Origin of the sequence: Salinispirillum marinum (assembly GCF_042650105.1) — a bacterium.
Classification (GTDB): domain Bacteria; phylum Pseudomonadota; class Gammaproteobacteria; order Pseudomonadales; family Natronospirillaceae; genus Salinispirillum; species Salinispirillum marinum.
This window is the reverse complement of record NZ_JBHSAL010000001.1, coordinates 92,638-116,040: the sequence shown is the minus strand read 5'-3', so window position 1 is coordinate 116,040 and position 23,403 is coordinate 92,638. Positions and strand designations below refer to the sequence as shown.

Genomic DNA, 23,403 nt, shown 5'->3' with positions numbered 1-23,403 from the left:
AGGTAGGGGAGAAACACTGATGGCCGGTCATTCCAAGTGGGCCAACATCAAACACCGAAAAGCCGCTCAAGATGCCAAGCGCGGAAAGATCTTTACCAAGATCATCCGCGAGTTGGTGGTCGCGGCGAAAACCGGTGGCCCCAACCCGGAAGATAATCCCACCCTGCGCTCGGTGGTGGATAAAGCGCTGACCAATAATATGAAGCGCGACACCATCGACAAAGCCATTGCACGCGGTGCCGGGGCGCAAGATGGTGATCACTACGAAGAACTGAGTTACGAAGGCTACGCGCCGGGCGGTATCGCTGTATTGGTGAAGTGTCTGTCGGACAATCGCAATCGTACGGTCAGTGAAGTGCGGCATGCGTTCAGCAAATGCGGTGGTAATTTAGGTACCGACGGCTCGGTCGCGTATTTGTTTCAGCATGTTGGGCAGTTGTTTGTTGAGTCTGCCGATGAAGATGCCATCCTGGACGTGGCGTTAGAGGCCGGTGCCGACGATGTAATTATGTCGGAAGACGGTTCATGTGAGGTGCGCACGTCCATCAGTGCTTTTCTTGATGTGAAGCAAGCGCTGGTGGCAGCGGGCTATGCGCCGGAAGGCGAAGTGTCTTATGTGCCGGATTTATACGTAGACGTTGACCCGGTATTGGCCGATAAAGTGTATCGGTTGATCGATATGCTGGAAGAGTCCGATGATGTGCAGAGTGTCTACACCAATGCCGCCTTTCCAAATCCTCCCGCTTAAGCGGGTGGCGTTTTAGTGAGCATTATCCTGGGAATTGACCCTGGTTCGCGGCGGACGGGATTTGGGGTGATCGATACCTCGGCGTCAAAGCCGCGCTATGTGACCAGTGGTTGCATTAATGTGGCAAAATTGGCCGACATTCCGGCGCGGTTGGATGCTATTTTTTCGCATATTCAAGATATTTGTGTGCAAGTTCAGCCGACAGAATGTGCCATTGAGCAAGTTTTTTTGGGCCGCAATGTGGATTCGGCGTTAAAGCTGGGCCATGCCCGTGGGGCAGCGATGGTGGCGGTGTTGCAAGCCGGTGTGCCGGTGCACGAATATGCGGCACGGCAGGTGAAGCAGGCGATTGTGGGTAAGGGCAGTGCAACAAAGGAGCAGGTGCAGCATATGGTGCGTATTCTGTTGTCTTTGCCGGGTACGCCACAGGAAGATGCGGCAGATGCCTTGGCCATTGCGCTTTGTCATGCGAACTTCAGCGCTTCTATGGGGCGTATCGCGGGGGCTGTTGGGAGTCGCCGGGGGCGGACGGTTTAGTCTGCTCAGTCAATTTTTGTGGTTTCAGTTCGACGTGTCGGCTACCGGAGTAGAGTTCTAAGGGACGCCGTGAATCCGTCCTTGGAGGCTCGCTGCGGCCATCCATGGCCGCATACGCCCTGTCGAACCCTCTCCGGTAACCACCACGTCTTGATTGTCATCGTCACAAAGACAGATCAGACCGCCGTAATGGTGATCTAAGCCATTGTTGATCAGTTGGTGGGAGATGAAAGCGCATTGGCGGGGGTAGGGTGCCTCTGCGGGGTGTGTGCGCACAGGACGTGCGCATCAAGCCTCCATGGACGGATTCACGGCGTCCCCAAAGAGGCATCCTACCCCCGCCAGTGCGCGTTGCGATGTTATTCTGTGATTAATAATGGGGCAAACATGATCGGACATATACGCGGTGAATTGGTGGTGAAACAGCCACCGGAGATTGTGGTGGATGTGCAAGGCGTGGGGTATGAGATCTTGGTGCCCATGACCACCTATTATGTGTTGCCGGGTTTGGGCGAAGTTGTGCGTTTATGGACGCACCTCAGTGTACGTGAAGACGCTCATGTGCTGTTTGGGTTTGCGCATGAATCCGAACGTGTACTGTTTCGCACGCTCATAAAGGTTAATGGTATAGGGCCCAAGCTGGCTTTATCCATCTTGTCGGCGATAGAGCCCGACGATTTCGCCACGTGTATTGAAACGGACGATATTAACCAATTGATAAAAATTCCTGGTGTCGGCAAGAAAATGGCCGAACGGTTAGCGTTGGAGCTTAAAGGTAAGGTGCATACCGCTACAGGTGCAGGCCCGCTGTTCAGTTCTCCGGTAGCCCAAACCGTGGTTGCGGACCCCGTGGAAGACGCGGAAAGCGCCCTGATTTCGTTAGGTTATAAACCTGCTGTGGCCAGCAAAATGATCAAACAAGTCGCCGCGCCGGGCATGGCCAGCGATGAAATCATCCGTCTGGCTCTGAAGTCCGCCTTGTGAGACTATTTTTAGCATGATTGAAACGGATCGCTTTATCGCCCCCGAACCGAAAACGCCGAAAGAAGAGCAGCTTGACCGCGCCATTCGGCCAACCCGCCTCAGTGATTATGTAGGGCAGCCGGTGGTGCGCGAACAGTTAGAGATCTTCATCGCTGCCGCACGCAACCGTGCCGAAGCACTGGATCATATGCTGGTGTTTGGGCCACCAGGGCTAGGGAAGACGACCCTCGCCAACATCATTGCCAATGAAATGCGCGCCCAAATCAAAACCACGTCTGGCCCGGTGCTGGAAAAAGCGGGTGATTTGGCGGCTATGTTGACAAATCTGGAGGCGGGCGATGTGTTGTTTATTGACGAGATTCATCGTCTGAGTCCGCATATTGAAGAAATTCTTTACCCGGCCATGGAAGACTATCAGCTCGATATTATGATAGGCGAAGGTCCGGCTGCCCGTTCCATCAAACTCGAATTACCCCCTTTTACCTTGGTTGGCGCCACGACGCGTGCGGGGTTATTGACTTCACCGCTGCGGGATCGCTTTGGCATTGTACAGCGTCTGGAATTCTATAATGTCACGGATTTAACCCATATCGTGCATCGTTCTTCGGGGCTGATGGGTATGCAAATGACCGATGAAGGTGCCCTGGAAATCGCCACGCGTTCACGCGGCACGCCGCGAATTGCCAATCGTTTATTGCGCCGGGTGCGGGACTACGCCGAAGTTAAAGCGGATGGCGTGGTGACTTATGAGGTTGCGCATGCTGCCTTGACCATGCTGGATATTGATCCGGCAGGCTTTGATTTATTGGACCGCCGAATGCTGCTCGCCATGATCGAGCGCTTTGATGGTGGGCCGGTCGGCATTGAAAGCTTAGCGGCCACATTAAGTGAAGAGCGCGATACCTTGGAAGATGTAGTAGAACCTTACCTTATCCAAAAAGGCTATATTGTGCGCACCGCCCGTGGGCGATTGGTGACCGACCTTGCCTATCAACATTTCGGATTAAACCGCATCAGCACGCGTTAACATGTGGTGTTTTAGGCGTTTTTTGTGCTGTGTATAGGTTGCGAATGGGCTTTGTCTTTTCAACGATAACCGCTGGTTAGGGCATATCTTTTTCGGTACATTGTCGTCAATATCGGTCGGCAATATTCAGTTTGCTTGCTTCTGAGGTTAAAAGGAGAACATCGGCGTGCATGATGACATGTCTTATTGGTCGTTAATTACCAGTGCAGGTTTACTGGTGCAGTTCGTTATGCTTACGCTGGTGTTGGCGTCGGTGTTTTCGTGGTATTTCATATTTGAGCGTGTGCAGTTCTTATCACGCGCGAAGAAAAGTAATGAAAACTTCGAAGAACGCTTTTGGTCGGGAATGGATCTGACCCAGTTATTTCGTCAGGTCAACGCATCCCCCGATCCGGACAGTGGTTCAGAAGCCATTTTTCGTGCCGGATTTAAAGAGTTTACACGTGCTCGCCAACAAGCCGAAATGGACCCCGAAGCCACCATGACGGCTATTCAGCGGGCCATGCGTGTCGTTACTAACAAAGAAGAAGATAAGTTGGACAATCACTTATCGTTCCTTGCAACAGTAGGATCTATCTCACCTTATATCGGCTTGTTTGGTACGGTGTGGGGTATTATGAATTCTTTTATCGGATTAGGTAATACGGCTGGGCAAGCAACGCTGGCGACCGTCGCGCCCGGTATTGCTGAGGCTCTAATTGCGACGGCGATGGGTTTGTTTGCCGCTATTCCGGCGGTGGTCGCCTACAACCGTTTTTCACATCGTGCGGAAACGCTGGTCGGATCTTATGAGACATTTTCAGAGGAATTTACCAGCATTCTGCACCGTCAAATACATGCTTTGTCGCGTAAATCTACGGTGTCGGCTGCGCCAAGCCGTCCACGTACAGAAACTGGGAATTCACGTCCTGTTGGAGACTCGGGGCTAGCATGAAGATAAGCGGTAAGCGCAAGCCTGTTGCGGAAATCAACGTCGTTCCCTATATCGACGTGATGTTAGTGCTATTGATTATTTTTATGGTAACCGCTCCGATGCTGACGCAAGGCGTGGAGGTGGAATTGCCAAGAGCATCCACCGAGCCATTGCCCGTTGAAGATGACCGGGAAAATCTCATTGTGTCTATTAATGCCGAGCAGCAAGTTTTTTTAGAACTGGGTGAAGAAGACCCACAACCGATTGAGTTATCGGAGGTCAATAATTTTGTCGCCGAAATCATTCGGCGTAATCCGAATACAGCGGTATTAGTGCGCGGTGATCGCAGTGTGCCCTATGGCCGTGTGGTGGAGTTGATGGTTTTGTTGCAGTCTGCCGGGGTCGGCAATGTCGGCCTGGTAACAGACCCGGTATGATGGGTTGCATGAATGATGCGTGATTGGGACCACTTGTTTCCTGGCCTTTATACCGTCATATTGCATTTGATGATCGGTGGGTTTGTGGTAATTGGACTGCCCACGTTCAGCAGTCCTAGAGAAGTCAGTGCCCCCAATGTTATTCAAGCCGAGCTGGTAACCTTAAACCGCACGCAGGCTGCTACAGCACCTGTTGCTCGCCCGACACCGCCACCACCACCTCGACAAGTTGAAACCGCGCGCGTTACGCCGCCGGCACCAACGCCTGAACCCGCTCCGACGCCTGCACCAGCACCGGCTCCGACGCCTGTACCAGCTCCTACACCAGAGCCTGCACCGGTACCAGCTCCTACACCAGAGCCTGCACCGGTATCAGCTCCTACACCAGAACCAGAACCAGAACCAGAACCAGAACCAGAACCGGAACCGGAGCCAGCACCCGCTCCGACACCTGCACCAGCGCCTGAGCCTGAGCCTGCACCAGCGCCTGAGCCTGAGCCTGAATCCGAGCCAGCACAACAACCTGCACCGCGCACGATTACGGATGAAGATTTGGCCATGCTGGAGAGTACAATGCTGAGTTCGTTGGAGGCCGACCAGCGTCGGTCAGAGGCTGCAGCAGAACAAGCGGAGCGCGAACAGCAAGCCATTATCACTTATGAGCAATTGATTGGTGATACCGTGCGGCGATTCTGGAGTTTGCCACCCAATGTAGACAACAGCATGCGGCCCACTGTACTGATTCAGTTATTGCCTACCGGTGAAATTGTTTCTGCGGCTATTGCCCAGTCGAGTGGGAATGCTGCTTTAGATCGTTCGGTATTGCAGGCGATTGACCGTGTGGGTCGTTTTCAAGTGCCGTCTGATAACCGTGTGTTTGAGCGTTCATTTAGGCGCTTTACCATGACTTTCGTTCCGGAGGTATAAATGAAAATCGGATTGATACGACTATTGTTGCTGTGTTTGTGTGTCAACACTGCCGTTGCACAGCTCAATATAACGGTTACGAAAGGCTATGATGACAAAACCAGTATAGCGGTGGTGCCTTTCTTGTGGACGGGTCCAGGGGCTGCACCGTCTGAAATGTCCGATATTATTATTGCCAATTTAGAGCGCACGGGACAATTTGAAGCGCTGGATCAAACGGCTATGCGCAGCTGGCCCAGTCGAAGCGACAGTATTGTGTTTGCGGAGTGGCGATTATTGCAGCAGGATTTCCTGGTTATCGGTCGCTTGCGTGGTATAGAAGGCGATCGCGTGGAAGTGACCTATGAGTTATATGATCCCTATCGTGAACAACGCGTTCTGCAGGGATCATTGCAGGCGGGAATAGCCCAATGGCGCGCCTTGGCACACCGCGTCAGCGATGCGATTTACGAAGAAATTACCGGTATTAGAGGCGTATTTTCGACCAAAATAGCCTATGTTGTGATGCAGGAAAACGATGCTGGGGCACAGTATCGTTTGCAGATAGCGGATGCCGACGGTTGGAACGAGCAAATATGGTATCGCTCGTCGCAACCGATTATGTCACCCGCCTGGTCGCCGGATGCTACAAAGTTGGCGTTTGTAGATTTTATGCCCGATGGCAGTTCCGTAGTGAAGATGTTGGATTTATCTTCTCGGACGATCCGTACGCTGGCAGAGCGACAAGGTGCTATTAACAGCGCGCCAGCGTTTTCTCCAGATGGGCGCAGAATAGCATTGACGTCGAGTCGGGGCGGAAGCCCCAATATTTATGTGCTGGACTTGCAATCGAACCGATTGCAGCAGGTAACGAATCATTGGGCTATTGATACCGAGCCTGACTGGCTGGACAATAGCAGCCTGATATTTACCTCGGATCGTGGCGGTAGCCCGCAGATATACAAATTGGATTTAGCGTCGCAAGCGCTGGAACGATTGACTTTTGACGGGCGCTATAATGCGCGTGGACGAGTTGGTTCTAACGGTGAACGAATCACCATGGTATACAGCAACGGCGGGGGATATTATATTGCCACCATGGAAATGGATAATCGTCGGGTGCAGGTGCTGACGAGTGGCAACGGAGCAGATGAGTCTCCCAGTTTAGCCCCAAATGGCACTATGGTGATATACGCAACAAAACGTGGCACAAACTCAGAACTTGCGTGGGTGTCAATTGATGGTAAGGTAGAAAGTGTTATGCCGAGTCGGTTTGGTGATGTACGCGAACCGGCATGGTCACCATTTACCTATTAGTAGTAAGAGATTTCAGGGTCGTGCTATGATGTCGACCATGATTTGCAATAACTTAAATTTAACGGGATTGAACGATGTCTAAAATTAAACTGCTGCAGGTACTGTTGGTTTCAGGGATTCTGGGCGTAGTGGGCTGTAGCTCTGCGCAAGTAGATGACGACTCTGGTGCTAGCACTTCTACTGAAACAACGGCGCCAGCTGAAACGGGCGGCGTAGAAGCCGATGCCGGTTCATCGACCGGCGATGTCATGGTTATTGACACTCCAGAGCAGGCCGGTACCGGTGGCGTGATGATCATCGATACCCCGGTTGCTGAAGAAGAGCCAGCGATGGCCATGCCGCAAATCACTGTTGTGTTCTTTGCTTTTGACAGCTTCACAGTCGATGCGGCTAGCCGCGACGTACTGGATCAGCACGCGACTTATCTGCGTGACAATCCAGACAGCGTTGTCGTCTTGGAAGGCCATACCGACGAACGAGGCAGCGCTGAATACAACTTGGCATTGGGCGAAAACCGTGCCAAAGCGGTTCAAGATTACTTAAGCCTGCGCGGTGTAGACGGTGCGCAAATGTATGTAACGTCGTTTGGTGAAATGAAGCCTGCTGCTCGCGGTTCTAATGAAAGCGCTTGGGCTTTGAATCGCCGCGTGCAAATTCAGTATCAATAAAACAGTACCTCTCTTATGAAGCGTTATTTCATAAGTGCTGTTGCAGGAGCTGCCCTTGTTGGCAGCTCTTTGCTTTCTGCAGCACCGCCAATTGAACAAGGTCGTCCTACGCTGATTAACCAGTCCGGGCGGGGTATTTTAGCGGACGAGTTAATTACCGATGAGTTATTGCGTCAGCGTTTGAGTACGTTGCAAGGTCAGCTGTCGTCTGAGTTCGCCACTCAAGACAGCTTGACACAATTATTGGATCGGCTGTTCCGCATGGAGCGCCAGATGCAATTGATGCAAGGTCAGATTGAAGAGTTGACCTATCGGTTGCAGGTTGCTGAACGTGACAACCGTGAACGCTATATCGATTTGGATCAACGCTTAACGAGTATTCAAGCATCGGGTGCGCAATCGTTGGCGGGACGTGCTACCGAAGTGCAGCCTGCGCAGTCGGTGTCTGCAGATGAACAGGCGCAGTTCAATGCAGCACGCGATTTAATCAGTGAGCGCAATTACGAGGGTGCAGTGGAAGCATTGCAGACCTTCATCACCGATCATCCGGATGGTTTGTTGCTGGATGGCGCGTATTTCTGGCTGGGTGAAGTCTTCACATTACTGCGTGAGTTTGACAATGCACGGGAAGTCTATCAGAAGGTGTTATCAGACTATCCGCAATCCACGCGGCGCAATGACGCCACCTTCAAGCTTGGTTTTCTGGAAGAGCGGGTAGGTGATGTGAACCGAGCTCTGGAATACTATCGAGCAGTCATTGCCGCAGCACCGGATTCTCAGTTGGCCACCTTGGCCAGCCAGCGTATTAACAGTTTGCAAGAATAACGCACCATGAGTACAGCTATTGTTCTTCTTTCCGGCGGGTTGGATTCCACCACGGTAGCCGCGGTTGCGCGCCAACAGCACGACCGTGTGGTGGCGCTGAGTTTTCGCTATGGCCAGCGCCACTCTTCCGAGTTGGCTGCCGCACAACGTGTTGCTGAAGGCTTGGGCTTGCATGAGCATCGAGTAATTGATATTGATCTCGGTCAGTTGGGCGGGTCGTCGTTAACGGATCCAGAACTCGTCGTTCCTGAACAGCAGGAAGATGGTATACCTAATACGTATGTTCCGGCACGGAACACTGTGTTCCTCGCTTTTGCTTTGGCGGTGGCCGAAGTGTCACAAGCGGACAGTATTTACCTGGGCATCAATGCGGTGGATTATTCCGGCTACCCGGATTGTCGCCCCGAGTTCGTTGAGGCCTTCCAGCATCTGGTCAATGTCGCGACAAAAGCAACAGTGTCCGGGCAACCGATTGTTATAAAAGCCCCTTTGTTGCACCTAACCAAGGCAGACATCATTCGGCTCGGCGTTGCGGCGGGCGTGGACTACGCGCAAACCGTATCCTGTTACCAAGCTGACAGTGTAGGCGCAGCCTGCGGTGTTTGCGACAGTTGTCGGCTGCGACAACAGGGTTTCCGCGATGCCGGGCTGACAGACCCGACACGTTACTGGAAAAAAAATTAATTAAATTAGGGACTTGCGTTCAAAGAAAAAATCCCTATCATATGCCGCCTTGCTTAAGGGTCGTTAGCTCAGTTGGTAGAGCAGTTGGCTTTTAACCAATTGGTCGCAGGTTCGAATCCTGCACGACCCACCACCTCCCAACGGACTTTCTGCCTCCGTGGTGATGGTCTTTAAGCAGAGTCAGCAAGCCTAAGTGCTTAATACGGTTGACTTTTTTGTATCAAAAGCGCAGAATGCACGCCGCTTGAGGGTCGTTAGCTCAGTTGGTAGAGCAGTTGGCTTTTAACCAATTGGTCGCAGGTTCGAATCCTGCACGACCCACCATTTCTCATTGCGATCTCCACAATTTATTGATCATCGATCTATTGCCTTGATGTTGACTATCGTGATAGTAGAGATCTCATGTCCTTTGAATCCAAGCTAAGCAGCGCTTTATGAATGCATCCTTTTCGGTTGGCCCAAAGATTTCTTCCATACCCGCAGTCTGCGTTCCAGAGCATGTAGATCACGGTATTCTGACTCACGCTGAAAAAAACGTGCTGATGAACGAGCTGGCAGAATTGATGCAGGCTCAGAATGCAGTGTTGGTGGCGCACTACTATACCGATCCACTGATGCAAGAGTTGGCAGAGCGTACCGGTGGGTTTATTGGCGATTCGTTGGAAATGGCACGTTTTGGTGCCCAAACCGAGGCAGAGACTCTGGTGGTGGCTGGCGTGCGTTTTATGGGCGAGAGCGCCAAGATTCTGAGTCCGGAGAAACGGGTGATCATGCCAACCTTGTTGGCTGAGTGTTCGCTGGACCTGGGTTGTCCACCCGCTGAATTCGCCGCCTTTCGAGCACAACACCCTGATCGCACCGTGGTGGTGTATGCCAACACGTCTGCAGCGGTAAAAGCCCAAGCTGATTGGGTGGTGACGTCGAGCATTGCGGTTGATGTGATCAGTTATTTGCATGACCGGGGAGAGAAAATTCTGTGGGCACCCGACCAGCACCTCGGTCGTTATGTTGCGTCACAAACCGGTGCCGACATGCTGCTATGGAACGGCGCTTGTGTAGTGCACGAAGAATTCAAGGCGTCGGGTTTGCAGAAGCTGATGGCGGTGTATCCGGATGCGGCTGTGTTGGTGCATCCTGAGAGCCCGGAGGCGGTATTGGCCCTAGCCGATGTGGTAGGTTCTACGACCCAACTCCTGAAAGCCACACAAACATTGCCACACCAGCAATTCATTGTGGCGACGGACCGTGGCATTTTCTACAAGATGCAGCAGGCCAATCCGAAGAAGTCGTTCATTGAAGCGCCAACGGCTGGCAACGGAGCGTCCTGCAGGAGTTGTGCGCACTGTCCTTGGATGGCGATGAATCAATTGGATAATCTGCGTGCTGCCTTACTGGAAGGTAATCAGGAAATCCAGGTCGATGAAATGTTGCGACAGCAAGCGATGATCCCGCTGCAGCGAATGTTAGATTTTAACAACGGTGTGCGGTAACAGACCTGTGAGCCATTGCTAGGCAACCTCTGAACAATGTCGGCGAGGTAGTTGTTCAGAGATTCCCTAGGAGCTGATTAAAGCCTGCCAGCGACGCAACTGCGGCGTCCAAGCCAAGCGTTCGGTGCTGTTCTCGGATAATTCAATGGCGCGCTGTAATTGTTCTGCCGCAGTGCCTACTTCTCCTTTGATCCAACTGCTCTGAGCCGAGGCCCGGAACGCTAGAGCTCGTTTGTCCAAGCGATTGTAGCTATCACTGAGTACACTCCAGCTCAACAGGTCATTGCTGGGCGCTAAGCCCATTAATGTGCGCGCCCAGCGTTCGTGCTCCGTAGTAGACTCGTACAGTTGACCTGAAAGTACACTCAGGGCAACCAAGCCGCTGTCAGGCATCAATCGACCCTGTCTTTTTAATTCTGTTCGTACCGCCTCGCCCTGTGTGCGTTCTTGCGCTTGCAGCCATTGGGTGGCCCGGTAAAACAGGTACGGATTGGCCGGGTAGGTGGTCAACAAACGTTGCCAGTGCTCACCTTGTTCGCTTCTCGGTTGGCGGTGCAGGTTTTGATACTGCAAGCAGCGCTCGGCTTGACTGCGTACGGTAAACGCCAGGTCGACTTGCACCCAGCACAGGGGAATACTCAGTGTTGAGCCCGCGGCGACCGTCGGGTTTTCCTGTAAACGATTGCGCAGGTCGGCTAAGCGTGCGCTGACGTTCGGATGCGTGCCTTGGTAGGAACTTTGGGTTGTTCCGGACTGACTGCGTTGCACGCGCGCCATTGCTTCATACGCATTGATCACGCCCTGTAAAGATAGGTCGCTCGACCGCATGGCGTTAACGGCGGCGCGATCGGCTTCTTCTTCCATGGCCCGTGAAAAAGCTAATCGTTGTTGAATGGCAAAACCTTGTGCGCCGTAAAACAAGCCGGCAGCTAGGTCGAGATCAATCTGTGCTGCCAGTGGCGTCAGCAGTAAGCTGGCAATGACCCATGCGGTGGATTCCCTGGCGCTGGTCGCCAACCGCGCATGATGGCCGAGGGCGAGATGACCCAATTCGTGTGCTATGATGGCTTGCACATCGGCGGTTTCGGTCATATTTTCCAATAAGCCAAGGTGCACACCGACCAAACCACCGGGCACCGCAAAGGCATTAAAGGTTCGATCATTGATACCCATGATGGACAATTGCGCTAGGCTTGGGTCACCGACAAAGTGCGGCAGCAGCGGGGTGGTGCTTTGTTCCAGGTAGTAGCTCAGTGCAGGGTCCTGTACTACGATGCCTTCTCTGTTAAGAAAGCGTAAGTAGCGTAAGCCGGATATTGCTTCTTCAAACTCGGTGCGGATATCTTTTTGGCCCAGCGTCGGTAAATTGGCTTGTGCGTAACCAACGGATGCACTGGTCGTGAGCAGAATAAGCAGCGTGCATAAGGGCAAAAATAGTGGTAAACCCCATCGTACAAATAGGCGTTTTGAGGATGAGTCAGCGACAGGTCGTTTCATGGCAACCAATATAGCTCAGACCCACATCGATGCCACAGGGTTGGCATGTCCTTTACCATTGTTGAAAACCAAACAGTGGCTGGCCCATGCTATACCGGGTGAACAGTTATTGATTGCCACGACGGATGCGGGGTCCCGGCGGGATATCCCTCGGTTTATCAGCAGTACGCATCATGTTCTTGTGGAAGAACGATTCGACCCACAACAGTGCGTGTTTATTATTGAGGCAGGTCCACGTCATGCTTAAAGTGTTCGAGCGCATGTACCAGCGTTATTTTCATGATGAAGAGGCCGTCATACTGGCATTGGTGTTGGTTTCCGCTGTCCTTGTCATTTGGTTGTTTGGCGGGGTGCTGGCACCCGTGATTGCAGCGCTGATTGTGGCCTATGTTTTGGCGCCTATTATGGATCGTCTGGTGCGGATGAAGCTACCCATTACCGTGGCCGCATCGCTTTTGTCACTCCTGTTCTTGGGGGTACTGCTTTTGGTGCTCCTGGTCTTGGTGCCTTTCTTGTGGGGGCAGCTCATGACCCTGACCAGTGAATTGCCCAAGATGCTCAATCAAATGCAAGCGGCACTGGCGTTGTTGCCCGAACGTTTTCCGGACGTGTTCGATGAAGCGGAAACGCGCCGCTTTATGAGCCAGCTCAATTTAAGTTCCATTGGCAATCAAGCGGCTAACTTTTTACCGCGCATACTCGAATATTCGTTGTCGACCATTCCTAATCTGGTCACTATTTTGATCTACCTCATCATTGTCCCCTTGATGGTGTTTTTCATGCTCAAGGACAGGCGCACCCTCTGGGATTCGTGGCTTACTCTTTTGCCTACGCGGCGGCGGCTATTGACCAATATTGGCATAGAAATGAACCAGCAAATTGCCAACTACATTCGTGGTAAGGTCATTGAAATTCTCATCGTCGGTACAGTCAGCTTTGTTGCCTTTGAAGTACTTGGACTGAATTATGCGGCCTTGTTGGCGTTATTGGTGGGTTTGTCGGTGTTGATACCGTACATCGGCGCTACCTTGGCGACCGTGCCGGTGGCCCTGATTGCGTTGTTTCAGATGGGTGTTGGTCCACAGTTTTATACCGTGTTGGTGGTTTATTTGGTGATTCAGATTTTGGACGGGAACGTCCTGGTGCCTTTGTTGTTTTCCGAAGCGGTTAATTTACACCCGATCTTCATCATCATTGCCGTGTTGTTTTTTGGCGGTGTGTGGGGCTTTTGGGGCGTATTTTTCGCCATACCGCTTGCCACCTTGGTGAAGGCAATCTACAACGCCTGGCCCAAGCATCCTGACATCGTGTAAAAAATATTGTCTTTGCAGAGTCAGCTTGGTTGAGATAGCGCGGCTAGACCTTTAACATTGCGCCCTTAAATATGCCGTTAGCACGCCATTAGGCGGGAGTAGAAACATGATTACTGGGAGTATGGTTGCTCTGGTGACCCCAATGTCGGAAGACGGAAGCATCCATTGGGAAAGTTTGGAGCAATTGCTCGATTTTCATATCGAGAACAAAACACAAGCCATTGTATCCATGGGTACAACCGGCGAATCCACCACTCTCAGTATGGCCGAACATAAGTCCGTGGTTAAATTCACCGTAGAATACTGTGCCGGGCGCATTCCCGTCGTGGCGGGAACCGGAGCGAACAACACCATGGAAGCGATTGAGCTGACACGTGCCGCCGCCGAGGTTGGGGCGTCTATGGGGTTGTCGGTCGTACCGTATTACAACAAACCCAGTCAAGAAGGCTTATACCAGCACTTTAAAACCATCGCGGCCGCCGTTGATTTGCCCATGATTCTGTACAATGTCCCCAGCCGCACCGTGACCGACATGAGCAATGAAACCATCGCACGATTGAGTCGTATTGATAACATCGTGGGCGTGAAAGAAGCCACGGGTGACGTGAGCCGGGTTAAGGCCATTAAACAACTGGCGGGCCAGGATTTTGCGCTGTATTCCGGTGACGACGCCACCAGTAAGGACTTTTTGTTGGAAGGTGGTGACGGCCTGATCTCGGTGACGGCCAACGTGTCCCCTTTAGCCATGCAGAATATGTGTGAGGCAGCGATGTCAGGCAATCTGGAGTTGGCCGAACGTTTGGATAATTTGCTGCAACCGTTGCATAAAAATTTGTTCCTCGAAAGTAATCCGGTGCCGGTGAAGTGGGCCTTGCATTTAATGGGCTTGATTCCGCCGGGCATTCGTTTGCCCTTGGTGCCCTTACACAGCCAATATCATGAGACATTGAAACACGCAATGATGGAGTCTGGCATCCTGTGATGTGGCGAATAATCTGTAGCGTGATGGTGTTGAGTCTGGTGGGCTGTTCCAGTGCGCCTTTGATAACTCAGCAACCCGGTGAATTGACCCGATCCTACCAATCCGACCTGCTACCGCCGGAAAGCTCACGGTATGCGATTGCCAATCCACTGCCCAAAGATTCTCGTGTCGACCTCGCAGCTCCGCGCCGGGTATTGTCGATCGAGGAAATGACGGATGTCCGGGTCATTGAAGAAGCGCGGTTATTTACCGATGCAAATGGCTTACCCATCATCGAGCTACCGGTTGTGCCAGCCACTGCAGCGACGCAAATAGAAGCCGCGATTGAGGCATTGGAATGGTCTATCCGGCAAACCGACTACGCGGAAAGCCGGATTTCCATCGATGGCACACCATGGCTGGAACGCCGCAGTGACCAACTTATTCCAGCGCGACCACAAATTAACATCTATTTTTACTCCTTTTCTAATGGCACACAGATCCACATGGAACGCGAAGGCGAACTGTCGTTTCCCGTAGCGACCCAGCGAGAGTTGCTGCAAGAACTGTACGATACACTGTAATCATGCTCATGCAGTTTGCGTCCTTGGGCAGTGGCAGTAAAGGAAACGCGACCTTGGTACGTGCCGCTGACACCGCCGTTTTAATCGACTGTGGTTTTAGTGTGAAAGAGACTTTGCAGCGCATGGCACGCTTAGCCTTCGAGCCGAGCCAGCTTTCGGCCATTCTGGTTACGCATGAGCATGGCGACCATGCTAAAGGCGTAATGGCGTTGTCCCGGAAGTTAAATGTGCCTGTTTTTATGTCGGCAGGAACCGCGATTGCCTTGGACTGTATGGCCGATCCTCGTGTTCAAACGATAGACCTGCATACACCCTTTCGCCTGGGGGATTTGCACATTGAACCCGTCGCGGTTCCGCATGATGCGCGTGAGGCCTGTCAGTTCGTGCTTGGCTATGAGTCGCATCGTTTGGGGATTTTGACTGACTTGGGGCATATTACGCCGCATGTTGTGAATCTTTATCAGCAGGTTGATGCGCTAATTCTGGAGGCCAATCATGACCCTGAATTGCTCGCTGAAGGGCCTTATCCACCGTCGTTAAAACGCCGGGTAGGCGGTGCGTTGGGCCATTTAAGCAATCGGCAAAGCGCTGAACTGTTGCAGCAAATAGATTTGGCGCGCGTGCAGAAGGTGATTATTTCGCACATCAGCGAACAGAATAATGATCTTGCGCTAGCGAAAGCCACGTTGGCATCGGTCATGCCGGGCCATGAAGATAAATTACAATTCAATTGTCAGGACGCCGGCTTTGACTGGTGTCAGATTCAACCGCTCTGAGGGGCTTGCTACGATGAACAAAAACACGCTGCTCTATGCCGGGAAAGCGAAATCTGTCTACACCACGGATGAAGACGGTCTGTTGGTCATGGAGTTTCGTGACGACACCTCGGCGTTTGATGGCAAGAAGAAGGAAGCCTTAGCGCGCAAGGGCTTGGTGAACAATCAATTTAATGCGTTCATTATGGAGAAGTTGGCCGCAGCAGGTATACCAACGCATTTCGTCAAGCTGTTGAGCCCACATGAGTCCGTGGTCAAAAGCCTAACCATGTTGCCGGTAGAATGTGTGGTACGTAACCGGGCCGCAGGCAGCTTGGTGCGCCGCTTAGGGTTGGCGGAAGGCCAAGAACTGAATCCGCCGGTGTTCGAGTTTTTCTACAAAAACGATGCGCTGGGTGACCCCATGATTAATGATGCGCACATCATTAGCTTTGGCTGGGCAACCGAAGAACAAATTGCTGGCATGAAAGCGTTGACCTTGGCAGTGAACCAAGTCTTGACTAAGCTGTTCGATGAAGGCAATTTGATTTTGGTCGACTATAAGCTCGAATTTGGTTTAGTTGGCGACCAATTGGTCTTAGGGGATGAATTTTCACCCGATGGCTGCCGGTTGTGGGACAAAACCACGCTCGAAAAATTGGACAAAGACCGTTTTCGTCAGGATCTGGGAAATGTCATTGAAGCCTATGAAGAAGTTGGGCGTCGCATTGGCGTAACGTTTACCGCCTAAAGGCGTAAGAGGAAAAAAGCATGAGCATGAAAAAAACGTTGTTGGCCATGGCTATGGTAGCTACCGCACCCGCCGTTTCAGCGCTGCCCTTGGTGGATGTTGAAGCCGGTTTGGGGATGAATTTTAACACGCTGAACAGCGGTGCGATTGGCGATGATGTATCGCTGACCGGCAGTGGTGGTGATGTCGTGAACCTGGATTTGGATGCAGCCAATGGCCTGTACGTCAGTGGCCGTTTGGGTTTTCCCTTGTTGCCCGACTTGAAAGTCCGTTATGAGTCCATGAAATTGTCGAACGACAACGTGAATGGCACCGTCGAATTCTTTGGTGAGTCGTTCAATGTCAGTGGTGAAGCTGAGTTGGATATGTCCCATTTGGACACCGCCTTAGTTCTGAGCTTGAAGATGTTTCCGTTTGTGGATTACCTTGATGCGGGTGTAAACGCACGTTGGATGCTGGGCGGTTTTACGGCTGAGGTGGGTGGACAGTCTCAAACCCAAGACTTTGAAGCCAATGGCGTTCGTTTATTTATTCCTAGCCTGCATTTGGCCGGTGCGGTAAGTATTCCTGTGGTAGACGCGCAGATTTCCGGTGCTATTAATACCTTGCCAGTCTCCGGTGCCAGCATGAACGATTGGCACATTAAAGCGCGGTATTACGCGCCGTTGCCTACTAACTTGTTGGCGAAGGTCGGTGTGGAAGCGGGCTACCGTAAGTGGACCATTGACATCAATGGTGCGGATTCAGCCTTTATGCCAGACGAAGCGGTGTTGAATTTCGACACCTCAGGTGTTTTTGTCGGTGCCGTGGTCAGTTTCTGATCCTACGCTACCATGAACATCGAAAGGCCGCCTACGCGGCCTTTTTTGTGGCTGGAGGAATCAGGGGGCGTTGGTCCATGCCTGACTCTCGCTGGTTTCGCAGCGGCCACGCTCGCGGGCCTGCTGAGCAGCAAGGCTCTCGTTTAACGCCGACTGGGTAGGGTGGCGATAGAAGTACAGTCGGGTTTCTAATTCCAAATCGCTGCACCAGCCGATGAGCGTGCCCTCGAGTTGCTCGGTTCGACTGCAAATACCCGTTTCATCATAGATGACGTCGGGGTCTTCCATGTCGTACGGCCATTGAAGACGCGATCCATCAAGCAGCTCCGCACACTTATTGATGGACGAAGTATTGATCAGGCGTGGAACGCGCCAACTTCCAGAGTCGCCCCAGGTGGCCAAGCTAAAATCCGGTGCAACGCCGGTCACGTTAATATCCACCCCTCCTTGTGCGACCACACCGTCTGCGGTGGCCACCACATTCACCCGATACTGTCCCACATTGCTCAAGGTGAAACTTTGTGTCGTTGTATCCCAGAAAGCCACCGGTTGACCGCGTGGATTGAGCAAGGCAGCTTCAAATACGACGCTTTCAGCCGCCGTTACGGCCTCACCCGACAAGGCAATCGTGATGTCGGTGTCCAGTGGTACATCACCATTGTTTGGTGTGGCCGTGACATCAACCTCAAACGGCATGCCCGGTGGTGACGTGATGGTGCAGGATTCGAATTCTGCGTCGGCCGGGCGTGTATAGCCTTCCGTTAATTCAAGTAGATTAGCGGTATATTCCCGACTGCCGAGAAAGGTCGAGCAGACGTGTATGAAACGGGCGATGATCTCATCTTCATCATTGGTCACGGTTGAATAACGAAAACGCGTGGCTGATAGGGTTGCGGAAAGCGTGTCTGTTTCCAAATGTTCGGTGGTAAAGGGGTTGTAGGTATCGGGCATGCGCCAGGCGTCGCCTAAAAAACCGGATAAGCCATCGGTGATGAATTCTATGAGTTCGCTGTCGAGGTCACTGGCCAGTGCTTCGGCGCAACTTTCATCGTAGAAACATGCTTCCGGTGAGGTGTCTCGATCTTGCCAAAGATACGCCCGCACGACAGCGTCTGTAATAGGGTTGATGTTGACCCGTCCTGACGTTCCTGTAATGCCCATGCGATAGAACGAATACAGTTCTACGCCCTCCGGTTCCGCCGGTGCGGTGTATATGAGCCCTTGTTCGTTAAACAGCCCCAGCAGTCGGAAACGACCCACTTCATTTGCTGCCGTCGCCAACAGTAGATCCAACTCGCCATCAATCATGTCCTGTGCGTAGATCGGTGCCCAAGGCAATGGATCATCATAGGCAGCACGGCCCAATATCGTCTGGTCACCCAATGGCCGAGTCAAGCGCGCATCACGTTCACTGGCTGAACTGCCAGACGCGTTGTTGTCGTCGCCACAAGCGACTAAGAACAAACACAGCAGACTGATCAATGTGGGTAGAATCGGCTTCATAGCATTGTGTATGTGTAAAAATTATTCCAGTGATAGTAGTATCGGAACGCGCGACCATTTCATGAGCACTTAGGAGGTAACACCCTTGGCAGACCAACTCACTTGGCTGATCTGGCCGCAGTCCGCTTGGCTGTCGTTACTGACCTGGCTTGTCGTCTTGATTGTCGTCGCCTCATGGGTTCGTTCCGTAGCCGTAACCGCTTTACAGCAAGTTTTCCGGGTCTTACGTCATGCCTTGGCACGGGTTACTTGGCGTTTGCAGGCTGCGGCACAGACCATGGCGCAACACAATGACAAAGTGTTGATCATGATCAGCCGGAGCTATCTCGAACGCGACATCAAGCGGCAAGCAGTGCATCTGCAATACGCGCTGGAAAATGATCTTGCACAAATCGAGCCCATGAGCATCGAAGTACGCCGGTTAATTGAAAAGATGCAAGAAGACTACGCCGCCACGCAGGAACAAACGCCCGAACTGCCTGAATGGCTGCGCGCTGCCGAGGCCATGGCGAATGCCCCTGCTACCCAGTCGGGGAATCGCACACTGCAGCATCTCTTGCAGCAGTTGCTGGAACGTATCCAGCAGGAATCTCGGCAGGTACGCCAGGAATACCGGCAAGCGATTGCCGATCGACACGCCGTGTTGAATCAGTTTCTGCCCTTTTGGCGACGTCTCCTGCATATGCAGGGCGATATCGGTCAGGGCGTACGACGTATCGAGCAACGGGCCGAGCGCTTGGAGCATCTATTAGAGCAATTTGATCGCTTGTCAGCTGGGACGTCGCGCGCCTTGCGCCCGGCGGTGGGTTCTATTCTGGTTCACTTTACCACCGCCTTGTTGATCACCGCGGGTTTACTGATGTTCGGCTTGGTGAGCTACTGGGTTATTGCCCCGGCCGTGGTTGTGCTCATACCCGTCGCAACCTATGAGTGGGGCATTGTGTCTGTGGTGGCTCTGTTATTGGGTCAGGTGATGACGGGCTTGGTATTGTTGGAGAATGTCCAGGCGACACGCTTGTTGCGCGGGTTGGGCGCCACGGATGCCATCCTGGCAAAAAATCTGCGGCGTATGGCCTTTGTGGGTTTGCTGATTTGGTCTTTGATTAACGCGTTGCTGGCTTTGGTTGGAATGAATTACCCGCCGATTTCCGATGCCTTGGTGGTCGGCACGGTCGAGAATCCACAGGTGGCGCTCGGTGCGCGTGTCTTGTTGGCTTTGATGATTCCTTGGGTACTGACGCTGATTGTGATTCCACTGGAGCCGTTACTGAATGGTCTTCGTTTGATGCTGGGTACTTCCGTGGTGGGTGGTCTGTTGTTGTTGGCTTGGGTTATGCGGTTGGGCTTGTTGTTACTGCGTATCGTCGAGCGCTTTGTGCTGGGTTTGTATGATTTGGTCTGTGCACCTTTAAATCCCTTGGTACAGGCTTGGCAACAGCGTAAACAAAGCCAAAAGACGGCAGAAACTCACGCCGATGCTCCATCTGACACTTGAGCACACGACAGCGCCTTGGTAACGTGTGACACGGTAAATGATCCTTTCGTTTGTTGCCGTTATGAGCGCCTTGTTTGGGGTGGCATGACCGAGCAACATTCGACCTGTTAAATAAGAAAAGGCCTACAGAATGAAGAAGTTCACCAAGCTCGCGATGGCGAGTGTTTTGGTTGGTATGGGCGGAATGGTTAGCGCTCAAAATTTGGAAACGGTCACCGAGCAAACCAGTTATTACTTTGGTTTGGATTTGGGCAGTAACCTGGCGCAGCAAGTTGGCCAAGATCGTATTGATGTTGAATCGGTCATCCTCGGTTTGCGTGACGGCTTATCACAATTGGAGCCGCGTTTAACGATGGATGAGATCCGCACCGCCGTTATGGCGTTGCAGCAAGAATTACAGCAAGAGCAGGAAGGGCGGGTGTCTGAGATGCGTCAAGCAGGCGATACGTTTTTAGCTGAAAATGCCACCAAAGAAGGTGTCATGGTAACGCCAAGCGGTTTGCAGTACGAAGTCATCACCGCCGGTGCGGGCGGCGCGTCCCCCGAAGCAACAGACACTGTCCGGGTTCATTATCATGGCACCTTGATCGATGGTACGGTTTTTGACAGTTCGGTAACGCGTGGCGAGCCGGTTGAGTTCCCATTGAATGGCGTGATTCCAGGTTGGACAGAAGGCGTGCAGTTGATGAGTGAAGGCGATAAGTACCGCTTCTATATTCCTTCCGATTTGGGCTATCGCGACCAAGCGGTTGGCTCAATCCCACCGTTCTCTGTACTGGTGTTTGAAGTCGAATTACTGGAAGTGCTGTAAGTCGATTTCTTTCGTCAAGTTCTCTATGAAAACCGCCCATGTGGCGGTTTTTTGTGGGCTGAAATTAAGGGTTGCCATGAATACGCAAGGCAACAAAAAACCCGGCCATGTTGCCATGACCGGGCTTCTCAAAATATGGCTCCAGCGGCAGGACTCGAACCTGCGACCAAAGGATTAACAGTCCTCTGCTCTACCGACTGAGCTACGCTGGAGTAACTCGAACAGGTGGGGATTATAGAGAGTCGACTTTTCGTGTCAACCCTAATGGCCTGTTTTTTAAGAATTTTTCTCTCATTCCAGCCTTTCGATGGCCTCATCCGTTCAGCACTTGTGACAGACTCAGAAGCGGCACGATTTTTGATTGTTATCCGTACTGACTGAACAATCGTCAATTTAATGGCGGAGACAACGATGGACTTGCAAACGATCTATTTATTGGTGGGTACCTTTGGTGCCGGAATTCTGACATGTGGCCTGATCGCGCTCATTGCCGTTAAGTTGGCACGGCGCAGAGAAAGTGGCCCGGAATCAGGCTCTGTACAAACGCGCCGCGCGTTGCTGGAGTCTGTGGCACAGAACGTCAGTGAAGTTCACCATGTATATCAACAGTTTCTGGCGATGGCCCTGGAGTTCTCACGCCACGGTAATTCCTGGCCGAACCAACGCAAAGAAGAGTTGCGGCGCATCACCGATGAACTGGTGAATGCCTTTCGCCATCTGACGGAGGCCGAGGCAACCTTGCTGTTGTTGGGTGAAAAGAAATTGGAGCGTGCTTTGCGTATCTATGGCTCGAAAATTGTCCATCTGCGCCGTCAGATCTATGCCGACAAGGCAACGTTCAGCGGTGAAGATATTCAAGGGCTTGATCATCTGCGTAAAGAGATTGCCGAGCTGCGGGAGACTTTTTACGACGCCTTAAGCCAACGCTTTAAAACGGTATAGGCTGAAAACGCATGTCGGATACAGAAAAGAAACCACCCTGTCCATATTGTCAGCGATTGCGCTGGTCAACTTTGGGGTTGGTTGCGGTAGCCGTGCTGTTGTATTTGATCACACGCTGAGGGCGGTTGATGCCCATCGTCAATTCATCATTCCGCCCTGTTGCCTGGCAATGGGGTGGTCATTTACAAACCATAATCCCCAGCCTGTTCAGGCGCGTTACTCAACCCAGTGACCCTGTTGAAATACCCTTGCCGGATGGCGACCGCTTGGTGGCCGACTACTACTCGGTGGGAAAACCTGCGGCGGAAACGCCGGTGATCATCATCGCGCATGGCTTGGAAGGGCATTCCCAGCAGCCTTATGTGACGGGCATGGCGCGCGCCGCGCAGGCCAATGGTTGGGCCGTTATCGGATGGAACTTTCGCGGTTGCGGTCGTGCCGACAATCTTACCCCCAAGGTCTACTACGCCGGATGCAGTGAAGATTTGGATGCAGTAGTGACCTGGGCACGGGTACAAGGGCATCAGCGCATTATGTTGTCTGGCTACTCCATGGGGGCCAATGTCACCTTGAAATGGCTGGGTGAGCAGGGTGGTCAGGCCATCGAGCGCGGGGTTGTTGCCGCGGCGGTTGCGTCAGCACCCGTGGACCTTGAAGGTTGTGCCGATACGCTCGGCAAACCCTCCAACTGGCTGTACCGAAAGCGTTTTGTACGTGATCTCAGCACGCGCCTGCGGCGCAAGGCTGAGCGGTTTCCTAACCATTTCGACCTAACGCAGCTCAACCAGGTGCGCACCGTTCGTGATTTCGATGAATTCTACACCGGGCCATTGCAGGGTTATGCCAACGCTGCTGAGTATTATGCAGCGTGCAGTGCACAACGGTTTATGTGGGATATCATGGTGCCGACCTTGGTCGTGAATGCCGTGAACGATCCCTTTCTTAGCCCCAGTTGCTTTCCACTGGAGCAGGCTGCAACCCATTCACAGCTATACTTTGAAGCGCCAGAAAGCGGCGGGCATGTCGGTTTTCAGGGTAAACCCGGGCCTTGGTATCTGGATGAGCGGTTTTCCCTGTTTCTGGTACAAGCGTTGACTGACGCCACGACATGAATGCTTCAGAGTCTCTTTAACTGTGCTATTATGGCGCGTCTGAAAAAACCGATCATTTCCGATGGATTTTGTACCACCGTCACAGTTTACTGAACTGGATACGTCGGGCTTGAAATGCCCCGAACCCGTAATGATGTTGCACGCCAACGTGCGACAGCGTGTCGCCGGTGATGTCATAAAGATGATTGCCACGGACCCTTCAACGCAGCGTGATGTGCCCAAGTTTTGTCACTTTTTGGGGCACACATTACTGGCTCGTGAGGACCGTTCAGACGACTACATATATTGGATTGAGATAGCGGCTCGTTGACAGCAGAAAAGA

General features: G+C 52.4%; 26 protein-coding genes and 3 tRNA genes. 26 read left to right on the top strand and 3 right to left on the bottom strand.

Annotated elements, in window-relative coordinates; all coding sequences use genetic code 11:
* Positions 1-19 precede the first annotated feature (19 nt).
* The 14 genes from ACFOSD_RS00600 to nadA all read left to right on the top strand — a co-directional run bounded on the left by ACFOSD_RS00600 (position 20) and on the right by nadA (position 10,536).
* Positions 20-748 (top strand): YebC/PmpR family DNA-binding transcriptional regulator, encoded by a 729-nt coding sequence (locus ACFOSD_RS00600; protein WP_380694701.1) that lies wholly within the window; start codon positions 20-22, stop codon positions 746-748.
* Positions 749-763: 15 nt separating this feature from the next.
* Positions 764-1,285: a crossover junction endodeoxyribonuclease RuvC gene (gene ruvC, locus ACFOSD_RS00595; protein ID WP_380694703.1), complete on the top strand. Its 522-nt coding sequence runs from the start codon at positions 764-766 to the stop codon at positions 1,283-1,285.
* Positions 1,286-1,672: 387 nt separating this feature from the next.
* A complete protein-coding gene (gene ruvA / locus ACFOSD_RS00590) occupies positions 1,673-2,269 on the top strand; it encodes a Holliday junction branch migration protein RuvA (RefSeq protein ID WP_380694705.1) in 597 nt (198 codons plus the stop codon).
* 13 nt (positions 2,270-2,282) lie between these two features.
* Positions 2,283-3,296, top strand: coding sequence for a Holliday junction branch migration DNA helicase RuvB (gene ruvB / locus ACFOSD_RS00585; RefSeq protein ID WP_380694707.1), 1,014 nt, complete (start codon positions 2,283-2,285; stop codon positions 3,294-3,296).
* A gap of 178 nt (positions 3,297-3,474) precedes the next feature.
* A complete protein-coding gene (tolQ, locus tag ACFOSD_RS00580; RefSeq protein ID WP_380694980.1) occupies positions 3,475-4,230 on the top strand; it encodes a protein TolQ in 756 nt (251 codons plus the stop codon).
* Positions 4,227-4,646: a protein TolR gene (tolR, locus tag ACFOSD_RS00575; protein WP_380694709.1), complete on the top strand. Its 420-nt coding sequence runs from the start codon at positions 4,227-4,229 to the stop codon at positions 4,644-4,646. The genes tolQ and tolR overlap by 4 nt, the downstream gene beginning before the upstream one ends.
* A gap of 12 nt (positions 4,647-4,658) precedes the next feature.
* A complete protein-coding gene (locus tag ACFOSD_RS00570) occupies positions 4,659-5,573 on the top strand; it encodes an energy transducer TonB (protein ID WP_380694711.1) in 915 nt (304 codons plus the stop codon).
* Positions 5,574-6,869 carry a Tol-Pal system beta propeller repeat protein TolB gene (gene tolB, locus ACFOSD_RS00565; RefSeq protein ID WP_380694713.1) on the top strand — a complete coding sequence of 432 codons (1,296 nt, stop codon included), beginning with the start codon at positions 5,574-5,576 and terminating at the stop codon, positions 6,867-6,869.
* Between the two features lie 74 nt (positions 6,870-6,943).
* The gene (gene pal / locus ACFOSD_RS00560; RefSeq protein WP_380694715.1) at positions 6,944-7,537 is read left to right on the top strand and encodes a peptidoglycan-associated lipoprotein Pal; all 594 of its coding nucleotides are present in this window, start codon (positions 6,944-6,946) and stop codon (positions 7,535-7,537) included.
* Between the two features lie 15 nt (positions 7,538-7,552).
* A complete protein-coding gene (locus ACFOSD_RS00555) occupies positions 7,553-8,362 on the top strand; it encodes a tetratricopeptide repeat protein (RefSeq protein WP_380694717.1) in 810 nt (269 codons plus the stop codon).
* A gap of 6 nt (positions 8,363-8,368) precedes the next feature.
* Positions 8,369-9,046: a 7-cyano-7-deazaguanine synthase QueC gene (queC, locus tag ACFOSD_RS00550; protein ID WP_380694720.1), complete on the top strand. Its 678-nt coding sequence runs from the start codon at positions 8,369-8,371 to the stop codon at positions 9,044-9,046.
* A gap of 57 nt (positions 9,047-9,103) precedes the next feature.
* Positions 9,104-9,179: transfer RNA gene (locus ACFOSD_RS00545), tRNA-Lys, on the top strand.
* Positions 9,180-9,294: 115 nt separating this feature from the next.
* Positions 9,295-9,370: transfer RNA gene (locus ACFOSD_RS00540), tRNA-Lys, on the top strand.
* A gap of 110 nt (positions 9,371-9,480) precedes the next feature.
* Positions 9,481-10,536 carry a quinolinate synthase NadA gene (nadA, locus tag ACFOSD_RS00535; protein WP_380694722.1) on the top strand — a complete coding sequence of 352 codons (1,056 nt, stop codon included), beginning with the start codon at positions 9,481-9,483 and terminating at the stop codon, positions 10,534-10,536.
* 66 nt (positions 10,537-10,602) lie between these two features.
* Here the strand turns inward: nadA and ACFOSD_RS00530 are convergent, their stop codons facing one another.
* Positions 10,603-12,033 carry a M48 family metallopeptidase gene (locus ACFOSD_RS00530; RefSeq protein ID WP_380694724.1) on the bottom strand — a complete coding sequence of 477 codons (1,431 nt, stop codon included), beginning with the start codon at positions 12,031-12,033 and terminating at the stop codon, positions 10,603-10,605.
* On the opposite strand from ACFOSD_RS00530, the gene ACFOSD_RS00525 reads away from it, so the two are divergent.
* The 7 genes from ACFOSD_RS00525 to ACFOSD_RS00495 all read left to right on the top strand — a co-directional run bounded on the left by ACFOSD_RS00525 (position 12,032) and on the right by ACFOSD_RS00495 (position 17,218).
* Entirely contained in the window at positions 12,032-12,280 is a 249-nt protein-coding gene (locus ACFOSD_RS00525) for a sulfurtransferase TusA family protein (RefSeq protein WP_380694726.1), read from the top strand. The genes ACFOSD_RS00530 and ACFOSD_RS00525 overlap by 2 nt on opposite strands.
* Positions 12,273-13,346, top strand: a complete 1,074-nt coding sequence (locus ACFOSD_RS00520) for an AI-2E family transporter (RefSeq protein ID WP_380694728.1) — start codon at positions 12,273-12,275, stop codon at positions 13,344-13,346. Before ACFOSD_RS00525 ends, ACFOSD_RS00520 begins: the two co-directional genes overlap by 8 nt.
* A gap of 106 nt (positions 13,347-13,452) precedes the next feature.
* Positions 13,453-14,328, top strand: a complete 876-nt coding sequence (dapA, locus tag ACFOSD_RS00515; protein WP_380694730.1) for a 4-hydroxy-tetrahydrodipicolinate synthase — start codon at positions 13,453-13,455, stop codon at positions 14,326-14,328.
* Positions 14,325-14,891, top strand: a complete 567-nt coding sequence (locus ACFOSD_RS00510; protein WP_380694732.1) for a hypothetical protein — start codon at positions 14,325-14,327, stop codon at positions 14,889-14,891. The genes dapA and ACFOSD_RS00510 overlap by 4 nt, the downstream gene beginning before the upstream one ends.
* A gap of 2 nt (positions 14,892-14,893) precedes the next feature.
* Positions 14,894-15,667, top strand: coding sequence for an MBL fold metallo-hydrolase (locus ACFOSD_RS00505; protein ID WP_380694734.1), 774 nt, complete (start codon positions 14,894-14,896; stop codon positions 15,665-15,667).
* Positions 15,668-15,680: 13 nt separating this feature from the next.
* Positions 15,681-16,397, top strand: coding sequence for a phosphoribosylaminoimidazolesuccinocarboxamide synthase (gene purC / locus ACFOSD_RS00500; RefSeq protein WP_380694736.1), 717 nt, complete (start codon positions 15,681-15,683; stop codon positions 16,395-16,397).
* Positions 16,398-16,417: 20 nt separating this feature from the next.
* The gene (locus ACFOSD_RS00495) at positions 16,418-17,218 is read left to right on the top strand and encodes a hypothetical protein (protein ID WP_380694737.1); all 801 of its coding nucleotides are present in this window, start codon (positions 16,418-16,420) and stop codon (positions 17,216-17,218) included.
* A 60-nt stretch (positions 17,219-17,278) separates the two neighbouring features.
* Here the strand turns inward: ACFOSD_RS00495 and ACFOSD_RS00490 are convergent, their stop codons facing one another.
* Entirely contained in the window at positions 17,279-18,721 is a 1,443-nt protein-coding gene (locus tag ACFOSD_RS00490; RefSeq protein WP_380694738.1) for a hypothetical protein, read from the bottom strand.
* A gap of 85 nt (positions 18,722-18,806) precedes the next feature.
* Between ACFOSD_RS00490 and ACFOSD_RS00485 the strand changes: the two genes are divergently transcribed.
* Both ACFOSD_RS00485 and ACFOSD_RS00480 read left to right on the top strand, forming a co-directional pair.
* Complete coding sequence (locus tag ACFOSD_RS00485) at positions 18,807-20,216, top strand: hypothetical protein (RefSeq protein WP_380694740.1); 1,410 nt, start codon at positions 18,807-18,809, stop codon at positions 20,214-20,216.
* 130 nt (positions 20,217-20,346) lie between these two features.
* The gene (locus tag ACFOSD_RS00480; RefSeq protein ID WP_380694742.1) at positions 20,347-21,027 is read left to right on the top strand and encodes an FKBP-type peptidyl-prolyl cis-trans isomerase; all 681 of its coding nucleotides are present in this window, start codon (positions 20,347-20,349) and stop codon (positions 21,025-21,027) included.
* Positions 21,028-21,163: 136 nt separating this feature from the next.
* Here ACFOSD_RS00480 and ACFOSD_RS00475 read toward each other — a convergent pair.
* A tRNA-Asn gene (locus tag ACFOSD_RS00475) sits at positions 21,164-21,239 on the bottom strand.
* A 199-nt stretch (positions 21,240-21,438) separates the two neighbouring features.
* On the opposite strand from ACFOSD_RS00475, the gene ACFOSD_RS00470 reads away from it, so the two are divergent.
* From ACFOSD_RS00470 to tusA, 3 genes are all read left to right on the top strand, one after another.
* Positions 21,439-21,969 (top strand): hypothetical protein, encoded by a 531-nt coding sequence (locus ACFOSD_RS00470; protein WP_380694744.1) that lies wholly within the window; start codon positions 21,439-21,441, stop codon positions 21,967-21,969.
* Between the two features lie 128 nt (positions 21,970-22,097).
* On the top strand, positions 22,098-23,081 hold the full coding sequence (locus tag ACFOSD_RS00465; protein WP_380694746.1) for a YheT family hydrolase: 984 nt from the start codon (positions 22,098-22,100) through the stop codon (positions 23,079-23,081).
* A gap of 61 nt (positions 23,082-23,142) precedes the next feature.
* Positions 23,143-23,391, top strand: coding sequence for a sulfurtransferase TusA (tusA, locus tag ACFOSD_RS00460; protein WP_380694748.1), 249 nt, complete (start codon positions 23,143-23,145; stop codon positions 23,389-23,391).
* Positions 23,392-23,403: the final 12 nt, after the last annotated feature.